The sequence below is a fragment of the Streptomyces sp. NPDC026092 genome, from assembly GCF_040638605.1.
Taxonomy (GTDB): domain Bacteria; phylum Actinomycetota; class Actinomycetes; order Streptomycetales; family Streptomycetaceae; genus Streptomyces.
In genome coordinates this window covers 1-16,364 of record NZ_JBEZYN010000037.1, presented here as the reverse complement: position 1 = coordinate 16,364, position 16,364 = coordinate 1, and the positions used below count along the sequence as shown (strand labels likewise).

Below are 16,364 nucleotides of genomic sequence, written 5' to 3'. Positions count from 1 at the left end.
TTGAGAGTGCATTCTGTCACCGTGGGGACGAGGGTGGTCCTCCGCGGCTCCCGGCGAGGGGGAGTTGATGGACGACGTTCGCGGCCGGGACGGCGAACTGGCGGAACTCGAAGCGTTCGCGCGCTCCCACGAGTCCTACCGCTGGGTTGTCGGGCCGCCCGGGTCCGGCAAGACCGCTCTGGCCGAGAGGCTCGTCGCTCACCCGCCGGAGGACGTCGATGTCGTCTCCTTTTTCGCGTCGGGCGCCTCCGGCGGACAGACAAGGCGGTTTCGACAGGAAGTCCACGACCGGCTCACGGCGTTTTTGGGCGAGGGGGCTCCGCCGCGCTCCAGACCGAGCACGTTCGACGGCCTCTGGGCCCGTGCCTGTGCGCGGGCCGAGGCGAGCGGCCGACACCTGCTGCTGCTCGTGGACGGCCTCGACGAGGACCATGAGTCGCCCCCGATCGCGGCCCTGCTGCCCGCCGCGACGGGCTCCCACGGTCACGTTCTGGTCCTCAGTCGCGTCCCGCCCCGGATTCCGGAGGCCGTGCCCCGGTCGCACCCGCTGCGGGACGAGCGACGCTGCCCTCGCGTCCGGCTGTCCGCGAGCCCCCTCGCCACCGTGCTGGCGGACCGTGATGCCCGTACGGTGCTGGGGGCTCTCGCCGTCGGCGGCCCCCTGACCGCGGACGACCTCGAAGCGGTCCTCGCCGCGCGAGGCGGCGGCATGGACGCGCACGAGGCGCGGGCCGTGCTGCGGACGGTCCCTTCCGACCTACTGGCGTCGCGTGGCGACCCGGACTCGTCACAGGAGCGGTTCGACCTCGCCGACGACGCACTGCGCCGGGAGACCGTCGCCGCGATCGGTCACGCCGAGACCGAGCGGCATCGTGGCGCTCTGCGCGCCTGGGCCGAACAGTTCGCGCGTCGGGCCTGGCCGGACGACACCCCGGCGTATCTCCTGGACCATTACCCCGCGGTGCTCGTCGCGGGCGCGGATATCGCCGCGCTCGCCGTCCTCCCCTCGCCCGAGCGGATCGCGCTGTGGCAACGCCGGGCCGGTCACCCGGCCCCCGCCTGGCAGGAAATCACCGATGTCCTGAACGTCCTGGCCGCGACGGAGGCGGACAGCCTGGGCGAGGCGTGCGTCCTGGCCATGCGCCGCTATCGGCTGACCGAACGTCCGGGGCATGTGAGCTTCGGCTTCCCCCCTGCCCTCCCGGTGGCCTGGGCCGAGCAGGGGGAGTGGTCCTGGGCCGAGTGCCTGGCATCGGTGATCTGGCACTCCGTCCGGGCGTACACAGGCATGGCCGAGGCGGCCGCACGCCGGGGGGACACCGAGCGCGCCCACCGCTACGTCGCTCAGGCCCGGGCCATCGCCCTCGACGATCCGGCCGGCGGAGTCTGGAACGCTCCTTCTCTGGCCGCCCTGGCCCGCACCGCGCACGCTTGCGGTGCGCGGACGACGGCCTTGGAGCTGCTCCGGGAGGCGGAGCACATCGCCTGTGTCGCACCGCCCAGCCCCGGGACGGATCTCATGGCCGTGGCCCTGGCCGCAGTGGCCGAGGCCCACCTGGAGATCGGCGACCGCGCCGACGCCCTGCGGATTCTCGGGACCGCCGAGGGCCTCGCCGGCAGCGCCGGCGGGCGAAGCGACGACACCCTCGTAGGCATCGCCGCCCGCTCGGCCCAGGTGCGCGGGGCGCAGGAGTGCGTTCTCGCCTTTCCCCGGCCCCAGGGTGCGGGTGCGCAGATCCGTGTGTACGCCGAGTTCGCCCGGGGGGTCGCCCACAAGGAGGGGACCAAGGCCGGTGCCGCGCTGCTGCGGGTCGCGGAGAAGATGCTGGCCAGGCTGCCTGCTCCCGTACCGGACGCGACGGACGCCACCGTGCAGCGAGCGGTCCGGGAACGGTTCTTCGCCGTGCTCGACCTCGCCGAGGCCGCGGCGCGCGTGCCCGATCGGGACCTCTGCCTACGTCTGGTGGAAGAGGCGGCCGGGCAGGGCCGGCAGGGGGCCGCCCGCGTGGCGCATCTGTACCAGCTCCTCGACCGCCCCGCTCAGGCCTGGCATCTGCTCGACGGCCTCGTGGACCCGGAGGCGCGGCTGGCCGCGCTGATACGTTGCGCCGAGGCGGCACATGAAGGCGGCAACTCCGATGCCGCGTCGGTGTACCTGGAACACGCCGTGCGGGCGGCCGCCCCGATCGACCGTCCGCGCCATCATTCGGACGGCCGGGTCGATCTCGCCGTGGCCCTGGCCCGATGCGGGAGTCCGGGCCGCGCCGAACGGATCCTGCGGGACCTCGGCGCACCCGGCACGGGCCATTTCTGGGAGACCCTGGCAGTGGCCGAGGCCGTGGCCCACCACGGTCGGTTCGACCAGGCGGGACCGCTGTTCGCGCTGGCCAACTCGAACGGCGACGCCGATGCGGTGCACCGCATCGCGGCAATCCTGGGGCGGGGTGCGGGACGCGCCGGAGACCACGCCCTCGCCCGGGAGTTCGCCTCGCACGCTGGAGAGAGAAGCTACGTCTTCGCCCTCGAGCAGGCCACGATCGGAGCCGCCGAGGCGAGCCATTTCGCTCTGGCCGAGCGGTTGCTGACTGTGGCCCGGTCTGTGTCCAAGACCTCGGTCTCCAGGTCCCGGAGGGGCCTGGAGCAGGACCCCGCCGCCGTTGCGGCGTCGGCGGCCCTGCGCAGCGGGGAACCGGAGTGGGCCGGGAGGTTCGCCGACCGGATCCGGATGCCCGACATGTTCAGCGACCAGTCGGGACCGGCGGTGAAGCGCGCGGTTGGGGGAGATCTCGCCGCCGCCGAGTACGAGGCGCTGGCGGTGACGGAGCCGAACAGGGCGCAGGCATTGCTCAGAGTCGCGGAGATCGCGGCCGCCCTGGGGAGGGACGACCATGTCGACCGCCTCCTGGATCTGGCCCGGCGGGCCGCCGAGGGATGGACGGACGCGACGAAGGGCGTACGGGCGCAGCAAGGGGCGGCCGTGGCGGAGGTGGCCGCGCGCATAGGCCGTCCGGACCGCGCCGACGCGATGCTTCATCTCGCGGACGATGCGCTCGGAAACCCGCGGATCCCGGTGCTCGCCGCCCGTGCCGAGGCACTGGGCCGCGACGGCGACCAGGACGCGGCCGCCGCCCTGCTGGAGGAAGCCTTCGGCAGCCTCGGTTCGCGGAGCCTGGCCAACAAGGAGCGCGAGGTGCGGACGCTGGTGCTCGCGGCCGTGGCCGTCGATCCCGCGCTCTGCCGCCGCCACATCATGCGCCTGCTGGCGACGCGGACGAGAACCCCGGAATGGCTCGCGGCCGTGGTGTTCTCCCGGCCCGAGCTCGCCCCGCTGGTGGTCGCCCTGCTCGACGGCGACGTGGCGTCCCACGGTGCCGTCGCGCAGTGAGGGGAGGGCGAGGCGGGGGACAACTTTCAGTAGGTGCGGATAAGTTGAGTGGCCGCGAAAGCGGATCCGATTCCGAATGACGAGGGAGCGTCGTGATCGAAGAGGTGGCCGCCTTGGCCATGACCGGGGCGACAACGGTGGTGGCTGCCATGGCCACCGACGGCTGGTCGACGGCGCGCGCACGGATGGCCGGACTGTTCCGCCGTGCCGATGACGTCCAACGAGTTGCCGTCGAAGGGCAGTTGGACGGCCACGCCGCGTTGGTGGCGGACTCCGACGACGCGGAGGCGGTCCGTCAGGACCTGGTTCCGGTCTGGCGGCTCCAGCTCGCGGCCCTGCTGCGGCAGCATCCCGACGCGGCGGAGGAACTTCAGCTGCTGGTGCGCGAGATCCAGGAGCAACTGCCGTCGGCGCAACAGGTCTGGCAGCAGCGACAGACGAACATCGCCCGTGACCACGGGCAGGTGTTCGCCTCGCTCGGCGGCAATGTGATCGTCCATCACGGACCGGCGCAGCCGCCCGCACCTTCGGTCGTCCTCGGCGACGAGCCCGAGGCCAGTGAATGACCCAGGTGCCGTCCGGGGAATCGGCCGGTGTCCAGCAGGTCGTGCACGTCGAGAACGGCTTCGGCTACGGGTGCATCGGCGCGGACATCCACGTCTTCGGCGACGGCAGGCCGGTGTACCTGCTGTTCGGCCACCGTTGGCGGACGGGCCTGGAGTCGCCGTGGCTGCGGGCCCAGCCCAGCCGGATGCTCGACGCACGCGCGGAGATCGTCGACTTCACGGGCCGCGCCGCCGAGTTGGAGGAGCTGGTCACGTGGCGGGACACCGGGCCGCGGTTCTCGGTGCGGTGGCTGCACGGGAAGGGCGGCCAGGGAAAGACGCGCCTGGCGAACCTGCTGGCCGCCGAGTCCCTGGGCGCGGGTTGGAAGGTGGTCGACGCGGCGCACGGCACCGACGCCCACCCGTCGGCGGAAGCCAGCGAGGACCTGCGTCCCGACGGGCACACCGGGATCCTGCTGCTGGTCGACTATGCGGACCGCTGGCCCCTGGCGGACCTGAGCTGGCTGCTCCACAACCGCATCCTGCGTCACTCCGTCCCGGCGAGGGTCCTGCTGATCGGACGGTCGGCGACCGGATGGCCGGCACTGCGGGGAAAGCTCGGCCAGTTCCGGGAGAGCATCGACACGTCCGATCAGTTCCTGCCGCCGCTGCCTGACGATGGCAGCACGCGCCAGCGCATGTTCACTACGGCGTGCCAGTGCTTCGCGCGGCACTACCCGCAGATCGACGAACCCCGGGCGATCACACCTCCGGATGCCCTGGACGATCCGGACTTCGGGGTGACGCTGGTGGTGCACATGGCCGCCCTGGTGGCGGTGGACGCGGCGGCCCACGGCCGCCGTGCCCCCGCCGACATGGTCGGCCGGACGGTCTACCTGCTGGACCGGGAGCACGAGAACTGGCGCCAGTTGTACGAGAATGCCCGGCACGGCCTCGACTTCCGGACCCCCGACAAGGACATGGCGCGCGTGGTGTTCGCCGCCACCTTGATCGGACCCGCCGACCGGCGGACCGCCAGGAGCGTCATCGAACGGCTGATGCCGCACGCACCCGCCGAGCGGATCCTCCTGGACCACGGCGTCTGCTACCCGCCCGGCGACCCCGCACGCGTCAACTCCTTCGAACCGCTGCTGCCCGATCGCCTGGCAGAGGACTTCGTCGCTCTCATGCTGCCCGGCAGTCCGATCACCGGGTACCCGTCGGACGACTGGGCGGCTGCCGTTCCCGCCGCGGTCCTGCGCCGCGGGGACGACGGCGCGGCGCCGGCCTGGGCGCCGCGGACCGTCGCCCACCTCGCGGCGGCGGCGGACCGCTGGCCGCACGTAGGGGAGGGGTACCTGTACCCGGTGGTGAAGGCCGATCCCCGGATCGCGCTGGACGCGGGCTCGGTCGCGCTCGGCGCCCTTGCCAGGATCGCGGACGGCGAGGTGCTGGACGGCAGCCTGCTCGGCGTCCTCGAATCGATCGACACGGTCCTGCCCGCCAACCGGCACATCGACCTCGACGCGGGCATCGCCGCGGTGGCGGAGCGCCTCACCGACCGCCGCCTGGCGGACACCGAATCCGCCGTCGACCGGGCGATCCTGCAGAGCCGGCTCTCCGCGCGCTACGCCCATGCCGGTCTGGCCGACAAAGCGGTGGTCTCTGCGGAGCGTGCCACCACCATGTTCCGCTCGCTGGCGGAGGCCGATCCTGGGGCCCACCGGGCAGGCCTGGCAGGAGCTTTGGTCAACCTCAGCGCCTACCTGCCCGGCGTGGGCAGGGAGATCGAGCAATTGGTGGTGGCCGAAGAGGCCGCGGCGATCTCGCGGGAACTGATGGCGGCCGATCCGGAGAGCGACCCCAGCGCTCTCTCCGGAGCCTTGATCAATCTGGGCTCCGCCCTTCTTCGGCACCGACGGCCACAAGAGGCTCTGCGGGTCACGATGGAGGCGGCGGCCATCCTGCTCCAGGGCGACGATGCCACGCGACAGCGTTACGTCGTCCCGGTCGCCACCGCGGCGGACAATCTCGGGATGATCTTCTCCGCCCTGGAGCGGCCGGAGGACGCGCTGGCGGCAGCCGACAGTGCCATCGAGCTTCTCCAGCTGGTCGTGGAGCGGAATCTCTCCGCCCACCTGCCCGATCTCGCCCGGGCGCTGCGCCACCGGGCGATGTGGTTGCGGGAACTCGGACTGCCGCAGGAGGCGGCCCTGACCCTGGAGGAGGTCGTCACCACCTCAAGGCGACTGGTCACTGCCAACTCCGATGCCCATGAACCCGGCCTCGCCGCGGCCCTGGACAATCTCGGCAGCTACCAGGTCGAGGCCGGATGGCCGAATGAGGCGGTGCCGACGCTTGAGGAGGCCGTGGCGCTCTTCCGCCGGCTGGCCGCGATCAACCCCGACACGCACGAGCCCGACCTCGCCAAGTCGTTGAACAACCTGAGTGCCGTCTTCGCCCGCCTGGGACGTCTGGACGAGGCGTCGCAGGTGATACGGGAAGCGGTCGACGTGGGCCGCCGACTGGCCGATGTGGACCCCGCCGCCCACCTGCCCGACTACGCGCTGGCCCTGGACAACCTGTGCGCCCTGCTGGGGGGCATGCGGCGCCCCGAGGTGCTGGCCGCCCTGCGGGCGGCGATCGAAGTGCGCAGGCGACTGGCCGAAGCCGATCCGGACGCCCAACTTGACCGTCTCATCGCCTTGTTGGAGGAGTTGGCCACCCGGCTCCGGGCCGCTGGGCGCTTGCGGGAGACGCTGGTGCCCCTGCGCGAGTTGGTCGAGATCCACCGGCGCCTGGCCGGAATCGGCTCCGAGGCCCACCAGGCGGGCCTCGCCAAGAGCCTGGTCAACCTCAGCGGTCTGCTGGCCGACGCTGAGGAAGACGGGGCGTTGTCGGCCGCGCGCGAGGCGCTGGCCGTCTATTGGCGCCTGGTGGCAGCGGATCCCGCGACCCATCTGCCGTATCTCGCCGTGTCCGTGAACAGGCTCAACAGCCTGCTGGTCAAAGGTGAGCGGTACGACGAGGCACTCACCGCGGCCGACGAGGTCGTCGGGAACCTGCGCCGCCTCTCTCCGGCCGACCCGGCTGTCTACCGCCCCTTCATCGCCAAGGCGCTGTGGGGAGCGGGCCGACTGAGGGCAGCCCGGGGCAGCGGGCTCCCGCAGGCCGAGGCCGCGCTGGAGGAAGCGGTCGCCCTGTTCGTGCAGTTGGCCGCGTACGCGCCGCACGAGTACGCGGACGACCTGAGAGACGCACTGATCACTTACGCCGCAGTGCTCGACAAGCTCGGCTCCACGGCCAGGGCTGATCGCATCAGGAGGGTGACCCAGACAGAAGCCACCATGGATGCCGTATGCGAAGTACTGGGGTTGTGAGAGTGCGGTACGTGATCTTCCGTCCGGCTCGTCGTCGCTCGATGGTGTGATGTTGTGCCATCTCACCGGTCAGACGTTCGGGGTCCGCTTGGTTGTGGCATGAGCATGCGCAAGCAGTAGCCGAGTGATCTCACCGACGCGCAGTGGGACTCGTGATCGCGGCGTTGAAGGCCCGACATCCGTCGGTCGGCGGCCATGAGGGCAAGTACGCGATGCGGGAAATTGTGAACGTGATCCTCTACCAGAGCCGCACGGGGTGTCCCCGACCGCGGTTGCAGGCCCGGTGTGGGACGCCGGGGCCGCTGGCCAGGGCCGGCCCTGCGGCGCTTACGTGGTCATGAGGGTCGCCTTGGGGTTGGCGTCCTGGTAGGCCAGGGTGAGATCGGTGTATCCGGTGAGCCAGCCCTCCACGCCGTTGGCCGGCATGCTGCTGGGGTCACAGCCCAGACGTGCGATTTCCCATGCGAGGTACCTGGGCGTGGGCGGTCGGAAGTCCACGAACGTGGCGGCATCGTCGTCCTTCAACTCTGGTCATCCCGGCGATGGCGCGGTCGAACCGGACGAGGCCGCTGATCGCGGAAGCATGTGATCGTCAGCGCGGCGGTGTGGTCGGGTACGCAATGGTCTTCCCGGTCACCGTCTTCATGGCACGCCGGGGTGGTCAGGCGGAGTCGTCCCGCAGGGCCGGGGCGCGCCCGGTGGGTCGGCGGCGGCGAGCAGGTTCAGCACGGTGGCCTCCATGGCGTGCCGCGCCTGTTCGGCGTCGAGTCCCGTGGACCGCCAGTGGTGCCAGGCGCCCCACGTGGTCACCGCGTCCAACCCGTCGGCCAGGTCCCTGCGTTGCCGGGCGGGGAGCCGGTCGAGTTCCTCGGCGAGCACTGCCTCCAAGCGCTCGCGGGCATCGCGGAAGGCGTCCGCGGTGACCTGACGGATCCGTTCCGAGGGGTTGTCCATGCGGATCATCGCCAGACGGGCCGGGGTGATCCATTCGAGGATCCGGGAGCGCTGCTCGACCAGCGCCGCGACCCGCACCTCCCGCGGCCCTTCGGTGGGCAACGGCCTTATCTGCGAAGCGAGTTGTTCCAGCCGGCGGGTAATGGCGGTGTCCACGAGCTGGGCCATGTCGGCGAAGTGGTGGAACACCGAGCGGCGCGAGACACCGGCGTACTCGGCGACCCGGTCGGCGGGGAACTCCGTCATGCCCTCGTCGAGCAGGGCGAGCAGCGCGTCGGCGATCTTCTCGCGGGTCTGCCGGCCGCGCTCGGTCCGGCCGTCCTTGGTCCCGGCGGGTGGCAAGCCGGGCCGCCGGTTTTCCCGCGCACCCTGCTCCGGCTCTTGTCCCCGCCGTTGCCGGTCCTGCTCCTCACCCTGCCGTTCCACCTGGGCTCCTCTCTCCGATTGACATTATTGCACTCCTAGTGCAACCGTAAATCTGCACTCAGAGTGCAACTTCATTCGTGGATCCGTGGAGGGGTACGCAGCACGATGTTCTTCGCCCTGGGCCGATGGTGCGCCCGCAGACCCGTACGCGTCCTCGCCGTGTGGGCGGCCGTGGTGATCGCCGTGGTGGCAGCCATGGCCCTGCAGGGTCGCGTCACCACCGAGGCCGTGGTCATCCCCGGCAGCGACAGTCAGGCGGCCCGGGACGCGGCCGAGACCCTCCCCGGACCCGCGTCCGGCAACCAGCCGATCGTCCTGCATACGACGCCGGACGGCCCGGAGTTGACCTCCGCGGCCGCGCGACGGGCGGTGGAGGCGGCCGCGGCCGAGGTGGCCGCGGCGGACCATGTGGTCGCGGTCGCCACGCCGTACGGGCCCTCGGGCGGCGCGGCCATGAGCGCGGACGGGCACACCGCCTACCTGTCCGTCGGCTTGGACGTGACGGGGCGTGACATCACCCCGGAGATCAGCGAGGCCGTGCTCTCGGCCGCAGAACCCGCGCGCGGGGCCGGTATCGAGGTCACGGCAGGAGGCGACCTCGCGGCGGCCGTCGACAAGCGGTCCACCGCACACAGTGAGCTGATCGGTCTCGCGGCGGCCGCGGTGATCCTTTTCCTCACACTGCGCCGAATCCTCGCGGCAGGGCTGCCCCTGCTGGTGGGGGTCCTCGGGCTGGTGGTCTCGCTGTCGGTGATCGGGCTGGTGGGACACCTCCTCGACATGCCCTCGTCCGGGGCCACCATCGCGGCGATGATCGGCCTCGGCGTGGGCATCGACTACACCCTGTTCTGTCTCACGCGCTTCCGTGGACTCCTGGCGTGGGGTCACGAGGTGCCGGAGGCAGTCGGGCACACCACGGCGAGCACCGGCAAGGCCGCCGCTTTCGCCGGCGGCGCGGTGGCGGCGGCGCTGGCCGGGCTGGCGCTCGGCGGGCTGCCGCTGCTGCATGCCCTGGCCCTGGCCCCCGGCATCGCCGTACTCGTCGCGGTCCTGGCCGCCTTGACTCTGCTCCCGGCCCTGCTCGGCCTGTTGGGCCACCGCCTGGGTCACCGCACGCGCGGGCGCCGCGAGGGCAGGCGGGCCCAGGCGAAGCCCGCGGCCACGAGGCCCACGCCGGGCCCGGCGGATCCGATCGCTTCGCCCGCCGTTCGCTCCGGGCCATCCGGCGCCGAACACATTGAGCGCGACGAGCACATCGAGCACATCGAGGGCGCCGCCGACATCACCGAGCCTGTGCACGCGCGTGCGCGGCGGTTCGCCGCGCACGTCGCCGACCGGCCCTGGCGCTACCTGCTCGCGAGCCTGGTCCTGCTGGCCGTCCTGGCAGCGCCGGCCGCTCGGTTGACATTCGGCCAACTCGACGCGGGCGACAAGGCGACCGGCACGGCGAGCCGCACCGCGTACGAGCAGCTGGCCGAGGCCTTCGGACCGGGCGCGAACGGCCCGGTCCAGGTAACCGAGACCCTGCCCACCGCGGCCGAGGGCCCCTCCGATCACCGCGTCGCCCCGGTCACCGAGGCCCTCGCGCGGACCCCCGGGATCGAGGCGGTCGGCCCGGCACGCATCGGCCCGGACGGCCGTACCGTCCTCTGGCAGGTCACCCCCACCACCGGTCCCGGCGACCCGCGGACCGTCGCCCTCGTGGAGCAGCTGCGCGGGACCACCCTGCCCGAGGCCACCGCGGGTACGGGGGCCGCCACCCACGTAGGCGGGCCCACGGCCGCCCAGGCAGACCTGAACGCCCGGCTCGCGGACCGGATGCCGGTCATCATCGCCACCGTCGTCCTGGTCGCCGGGCTGCTGCTCCTGCTCGCCTTCCGCGCGCCCGTGGTCGCGGCCAAGGCGGCCGCCATGAACCTGATCTCGGTCGCGGCCTCGTACGGCGTGCTGACCGCGGTGTTCCAGTGGGGATGGGGAGCCGACCTGCTCGGCCTCGACGGGCCGGTGCCGATCCCGGGCTACGTCCCGCTGCTGATGTTCGCCGTGCTGTTCGGGCTCTCCATGGACTACGAGGTGTTCCTGCTGACTGCCGTGCGCGAGTCCTACCTGCGACACCGCGACAACCGGCGCGCGGTCGTGGACGGGCTGACCGGTACGGCCGGGATCATCAGCTCGGCTGCGCTGATCATGCTCTGCGTTTTCCTGAGCTACCTGCTGTCCGAAGACCCGGTGGTCAAGATGTTCGGGATCGGACTGGCCGCGGCGGTGGCCCTGGACGCCACCGTCGTCCGCGGCCTCCTCGTCCCGACCAGCATGGTGCTGCTCGGGTCGCGCAACTGGTGGCTGCCGGCGTGGCTCGACCGGGTCCTGCCGCGCGTGGACATAGAGGGCACCCCCACGCCCGCCCCGCGCGCTCGCGCCCACACGGCGAAGCCCGCGGCCCAACCGTCCGAGGCCGGCGCCGGTTCCCGAGCCGACCACCTTCCCGCACCCTGATCCGCCCCCGTCGCGACCGAACCCCCCGAATCCTCAACCCCGCCCCGACCATCGCCGCTACCCCACCGCACCCCACCCCACCCCGACTCCGGCCCGACCCCGAGGTACTGACCCATGCCGTTCCGCACCCCGCACGCGCCCGCGTCCCCACCCGCCCCCGAGCGCCGGAACCTACGCAGGGGCCGCACTGGCCGCCCGTACCGGCGGATGGCGACCGTGACCGTACTCGTGGGAGCCCTCCTGCTCACGGCCGACGCCCTGGCCCGCCGGCTCGGCGAAGAGCAGTTCGCCGACCGGATCGCCACCCGCCCGGGCGGTGTTCTGACCTCGCCGGAGGTCACCATCGACGGCCATCCGTTCCTGATGCACGCCGCCCGGGGGCACCATCCCGAGGTCCGGGTCACGGGAGATGCCCAAACGTCCAACGGCATCCCCGTCAAGGCCGTAGTCGACCTCCACCGGGTGTCCGAACAGCCCGGCGGCTACGCGGCGGACTCGGTCGACGCCGCGTTCACCGCACCGTTCGACGCGCTCGGCACGGCCGGCGACCGGGAGATGCGGCTCTCCGACGCCGGCGGCGGCCGGCTGCGGATCGAGAGCGGCGTGCTGGGTATGCCCCTGGTCATCACGGCCGAACCCCGCCTCGACGCGGGCGTGGTCACCCTGCACGCGGACAGCGCAACTCTGGCTGGCCGCACGCTCGATCCAACCGCGCCCGCCATCGCGGGGGCCCTGTCCCGCGAGCACCGGCAACTGCCGCCGCTCCCGCTGGGCCTGAGGCCCACCGAGGTCACCGTTGGCCCGGACGGGATCACCGCCCACGCCGAGGCCCGCCGGGTGCACCTCACCTGACCCACCGCCCCGTGCCGCCCGGTCGGCGACCTCCTGCCTTGGTGTCCTCGACGTTGATCAGGGAAAGTTCCCTGTCGGCAGCGTTGATCACACAGGTTCCGAGCAGGGAGCCGCGCCCGTCAGGAGGTACCCCCTCCCACCCGGAGAGGGCAACCGTCACAGATCCCTCCGTATGAAGGGGGATGCCGACCGCTTCGCCGTTATGGCCAATCGAGTCACCCAACGGCACAGCCGTGGTGACGTCGGGGCCAGGGCCGTCGCCGGCCACCACCCAGAATTCGCCATGGGTTCCGCGGCGGCGATCAACCGTCGCTGTCGACGGCACACCATGACCGCTTCTACTGGGCCCAGTTCCGGTGGCCCGCTCGGACTTAGCGCGCGGGTCGGGACAGGAGCAGGGTGTTGAGGTCGGCGTAGTCGAAGCCGCCCTCCAGCGAGGTTGTCGTGCCTTTCGTCAGCAGTTCGCGAGCCGCTCGCTCCACCAGCCCGTACGCTGCCTCGGCGATGGAGGATCCCGCGCTGACGCGTGCGGCTCCGGCGTCGGCGAGCTCGGGCACGGGCAGTGCGCCGGGTCCGGCGAGGACGTTCACAGGCAGCGGTTGAGAGTCGACGAGCGTGCGGACGGTCTGGGCGTCCGGTGTCCCGAGAACGAAGATGCCGTCCGCGCCGGCTGTCCCGTAGGCGCGTGCGCGGGTGAGCGTCTCGCCCAGCCAGGCCGAGCGGTCACCGGGCGGCAGGCGATGCGTGTCGATGCGGGCGTTGATGAACAACGGGATGCCGGCATCGTCCGCGGCCTCGCGGGCCGCCGCGATCCGCTGGGCCTGCTCGGCGACGGGACGCAGGGTGTCCTCCAGATTGATGCCCACGGCTCCGGCGGCGAGGACGCCCCGCACGGTCTCGGCGACACCGGCAGGGTCGGCCGCGTAGCCGCGTTCGATGTCGGCGGTGACAGGCACGTCGACAACGGCCGTGATCCGGGAGAGCGCGCCGAGCGCCTGCTCGCGGGTGAGGTGGTCGCCGTCGCCGTGGCCGAGTGACCATGCGACCCCGGCACTGGTGGTCGCGATCGCCCGAGCGCCCGCGTCCGCGACTACGCGGGCGGAAGCGCCGTCCCATGCGTTGGGCAGGACCAGCGGCGTTCCTGGTTCGTGCAGGGAACGGAACAGCTGTGCCATGTCGAGAAGGGTTGCCATGGGCGACATTGCACCACGAGCGGTCATGCCCGCGGCGAAGACGACGTCTTCCTGGGGCGGGAACGCGGACGTGCCCTGCTGTCGTACGGTCGGCCGGGGACCTCGGGCTGGTCGTCATCGCCGCGCCAGCCCTGTCCCCTTCCGCTGAGAGCGGTGATCCGGTCAGCCAGTGCGGGTGAGTCGGGTGCCGATGGACGGTTCGGAGAGTTCGCGGCCGACCACGACCGGCACGCTCCTGGCCCCCGCTCCCTCGCCGACGGTCAGCACGCCCACCTCGGTACGCGCTGCGGCCGTGCGCGGAACCGTGGCCTTCGTACCCTTCTTGGGGCTCGTGCCGAGGGTGAGGCGCAGTGTCTGCCCCGGGGCGGCGACGATGGTCAGGTCCGCTGCCGCGACGAGCGGTGTGCGGCCGCCGAGCCCGTCGTCGACGTACCCGACCGTGTCGCCCTTCTGGACCACCTGTGCGGAGGTCAGGGCGCCGCGGACGGACTCGATGACCTTCTTGCTGTTGGCCAGCACCAGGGCCAGGCTCCTGGTCGCGTTGGGATCCGGGCCGTCCGCGCGCTGGTCCATCAGAGCGCCCAGGATCAGTGGGGTCTCCTCGCCGACGGACTTGTAGCCCGCCCAGACCAGCGCTCCGCCGGCCGGGGTGCTCGAACCGGTCTTGATGCCGCGGACGCTCAACTCGGGTGCGCCGAGGAGGGTGTTGTTGTTGATCAGCCGCTGGGAGAGGTTCTTGATCTCGGCCTCCGGCAGGGCGATCACGGAGCGGAACACGTCGTGCTTCATCACCGCCTCGGCGAGCTTGAGCTGGTCGATGGCCGTGCTGACGGTCCCCGCGTCCAGGCCGCTCGGGTCGGTGTAGGTGGTGTCGTTCATGCCGAGTTCGCGGGCGGCGGCGTTCATCTTGTCCACGAAGGCAGCCTCGGAACCGCTGCCGGTGGACCAGCGTGCCAGCAGTCGGGCCGCGTTGTTCCCGGAGGGGATCATCAGCATCTTCAGCATGTCGAGCTGGCTGTAGGTGCTGCCCTCGGTGAGCCCGGTGATCCGGGACTCGTCCGTCGACTGGCCCTCCGCGACGGTCTTGGCATCGACGGTGATCGTGGGACCGGTCTCGCCCTTGCGTAGCGGATGGTCCTTGAGCACGACGTACGCGGTCATGATCTTGGCGACGCTTGCTGTCGGCACGGGCTTCTGCTCGCCGAACGTGCTGATCGTCCCCGTACCGGGGAGGCGTACGGCCCCCTGGCCTGCCCCGGGCCAGGGCAGGGAGAGCTGCCCTTCCACGGTGTGCCTCTGCTCGGTCGCGACGAACCGGGGTTCGGGCAGCGGACGCAGCAACTGGGCACCGGCCACCGCGCCGGCGAGGAGCACCAGGAGCGGGCCCCACACTTTCACTCGCCTTGCCGCGGTGCGGCGCGGAGTCTCTGCCGGGGGTGGGGTGTTGGTGAGCTGGGCGAGGAGGTCGAGCGGGGCGTCGGCAGAGTGCGCGGTCGCCGGTGCGTCAACGGCCGTGGGCTCGGAAGGGCTCGGTGCGGGGGCCGCAGGGACGGCGAAGTTCGCGGTCGGGGTGTCCGCGGTCGCGGGCACGGCGACGGCGTCGCTTCGATGGTCGCCCTCTGCGGACCGCGCCCACGAGGGAACGGGCCGGCCGGGTGCGTCCGCCGCTCGCGCGTCGCCGATCGGCGCGGCACTCCGTCCGGAAGCAGGGGCTACCGTGCGCAGGACGGCGGTGGCCTGGTCCACGGCCGGTCGAGGGTCAGCCACGGAGGGGCCGGTGCCGGGCTCCGTGAGGGAGGCGGTGCCGGGGGACGATTCGGGCTCGTCGTCGGCCGGGGCTGCCAGTGGCCGGGCGGGTGCAGGACCAGGCGATCCGGTCCCGCTCTCCGCCGAGGTCGTCTGGACGGCACCGGACGCTTCCTCGGAACCGGTCCGATCCTCGCCCCGGGGCGGGTCCTCGACGCCGGACCGGCCCGGGACGTGGGGTCCGTCCGCGGACACGGGGACACCCTCCGTGCGGGAGTCAGCCCCGGGCCGGGCTCTGTCCTCCCCGGCGTCGGCGGGTCTCGCGGCCCCACGATCGGCCTTCAGCACACCCGCATCCGTACGGGGGTGCGCGTCGTCCTTGTCGGTGACGCCCTGCACGAGGGCAGCGTCGTCGGGAGAGTCCGGAGCTTCCTCCGCCACCTGCTTGCGGGCCGTTGCGGACTCAGACGGCTCCTCGGCGGGGTGCTCCGCACCCGTGACGCTGTCACTCGCGCGCGTCCGACGGTCGTCAGCCGCACCCGCTGTCTCCATCTCGTTCTCGCGCTCCGGAGACCCCGCGCCTCCGCCCGTCACTGCATCCGTCGTCATCCTGGTCAGCCCTGCCTGCTCGCACTACGTTTCTCGGGGGCCGGCAGCCCCGCCACCTCCCGAGACGTGTACCGAGGCGGTGATGTTCCACTGCGCAGATCTTGTGACAGTTCGGTCATACAGCAGGGGGCGACTCGCGGTTCCCCGCTGCCTGAGGAAGCGCACACGCCCCTGTTCAGCGGCCAGGAACACCGGCCGCGGGCACGAGGCGGACCAGAGGGCGGTCCTCGTCCAGACAACCATCCCCGTCGAAGTGGTACTGGCGCAGAGCCCGAGCAACGGCGTTCCGCTGCGCTGGAGTGGTGTTGCCGCTCCCGGGTCTGCCTGGAACGAGAGCCATCCATCGTTGGATGCCTCCACACTGACGCGGTTGGCAAGGCGCTCGATCTCCCGGAGACAGTCCAGGTCACTGAGCTCGGGTGAGGTCATGGCCCGAAGTTTCACACCATGCCGCGGACGCCGACACAGGATATCGACCCAGCATGCAGCACCCCACGCACAGCACTTCCAAGAGACAGGCTCCAGTCCTGCGGGCCGCCGACACCGGTGCGCGCTCAGACCGTGGAGTCCCGGTGCGAGCCCGTCGCGAAGGCGAGGATGTCGGGTACTGCCTCGCGGAGGCTCGCGAAATGGCGGTGCACGCCGTCCACCGGGGCCGGCGTGTTGACTCCCCACACCGTCATGCCGGCCCGCAGCCCGGACTCGACTCCGGACGGCGCGTCCTCAATGACCAGGCAATCCTCCGGCTTGGCGCCAAGCTGCTCGGCGGCCAGCAGGT

Annotated in this window: 9 protein-coding genes and 1 pseudogene; 6 read left to right on the top strand and 4 right to left on the bottom strand. The window is 72.0% G+C overall.

Going from position 1 to position 16,364, the window contains the following annotated elements; all coding sequences use genetic code 11:
- Positions 1-67 precede the first annotated feature (67 nt).
- The 4 genes and pseudogenes from AB0F56_RS35175 to AB0F56_RS35160 form a co-directional block, all read left to right on the top strand.
- A complete protein-coding gene (locus AB0F56_RS35175; protein ID WP_362017280.1) occupies positions 68-3,385 on the top strand; it encodes a hypothetical protein in 3,318 nt (1,105 codons plus the stop codon).
- A gap of 92 nt (positions 3,386-3,477) precedes the next feature.
- Positions 3,478-3,951: a hypothetical protein gene (locus tag AB0F56_RS35170; protein WP_362017279.1), complete on the top strand. Its 474-nt coding sequence runs from the start codon at positions 3,478-3,480 to the stop codon at positions 3,949-3,951.
- Positions 3,952-4,064: 113 nt separating this feature from the next.
- The gene (locus AB0F56_RS35165; protein WP_362017277.1) at positions 4,065-7,310 is read left to right on the top strand and encodes a tetratricopeptide repeat protein; all 3,246 of its coding nucleotides are present in this window, start codon (positions 4,065-4,067) and stop codon (positions 7,308-7,310) included.
- A 99-nt stretch (positions 7,311-7,409) separates the two neighbouring features.
- Positions 7,410-7,570 (top strand): annotated as a pseudogene (locus tag AB0F56_RS35160) (transposase); the annotation flags it as partial.
- Between the two features lie 382 nt (positions 7,571-7,952).
- On the opposite strand, the gene AB0F56_RS35155 reads toward AB0F56_RS35160, so the two are convergent.
- A complete protein-coding gene (locus AB0F56_RS35155; RefSeq protein WP_362017275.1) occupies positions 7,953-8,606 on the bottom strand; it encodes a TetR/AcrR family transcriptional regulator in 654 nt (217 codons plus the stop codon).
- A 189-nt stretch (positions 8,607-8,795) separates the two neighbouring features.
- Here AB0F56_RS35155 and AB0F56_RS35150 point away from each other — a divergent pair, with 189 nt between their 5' ends.
- Both AB0F56_RS35150 and AB0F56_RS35145 read left to right on the top strand, forming a co-directional pair.
- The gene (locus AB0F56_RS35150) at positions 8,796-11,186 is read left to right on the top strand and encodes an MMPL family transporter (RefSeq protein WP_362017273.1); all 2,391 of its coding nucleotides are present in this window, start codon (positions 8,796-8,798) and stop codon (positions 11,184-11,186) included.
- Between the two features lie 216 nt (positions 11,187-11,402).
- The gene (locus AB0F56_RS35145; protein WP_362017271.1) at positions 11,403-12,038 is read left to right on the top strand and encodes an LmeA family phospholipid-binding protein; all 636 of its coding nucleotides are present in this window, start codon (positions 11,403-11,405) and stop codon (positions 12,036-12,038) included.
- Positions 12,039-12,409: 371 nt separating this feature from the next.
- Here AB0F56_RS35145 and AB0F56_RS35140 read toward each other — a convergent pair whose 3' ends face one another.
- The 3 genes from AB0F56_RS35140 to AB0F56_RS35130 all read right to left on the bottom strand — a co-directional run.
- Complete coding sequence (locus tag AB0F56_RS35140; RefSeq protein ID WP_362017269.1) at positions 12,410-13,231, bottom strand: isocitrate lyase/phosphoenolpyruvate mutase family protein; 822 nt, start codon at positions 13,229-13,231, stop codon at positions 12,410-12,412.
- Positions 13,232-13,393: 162 nt separating this feature from the next.
- Positions 13,394-14,821, bottom strand: coding sequence for a serine hydrolase (locus AB0F56_RS35135; RefSeq protein WP_362017267.1), 1,428 nt, complete (start codon positions 14,819-14,821; stop codon positions 13,394-13,396).
- Between the two features lie 1,319 nt (positions 14,822-16,140).
- On the bottom strand, positions 16,141-16,364 hold a 224-nt coding region (locus tag AB0F56_RS35130; RefSeq protein WP_362017265.1), incomplete at its 5' end, for an HAD-IA family hydrolase.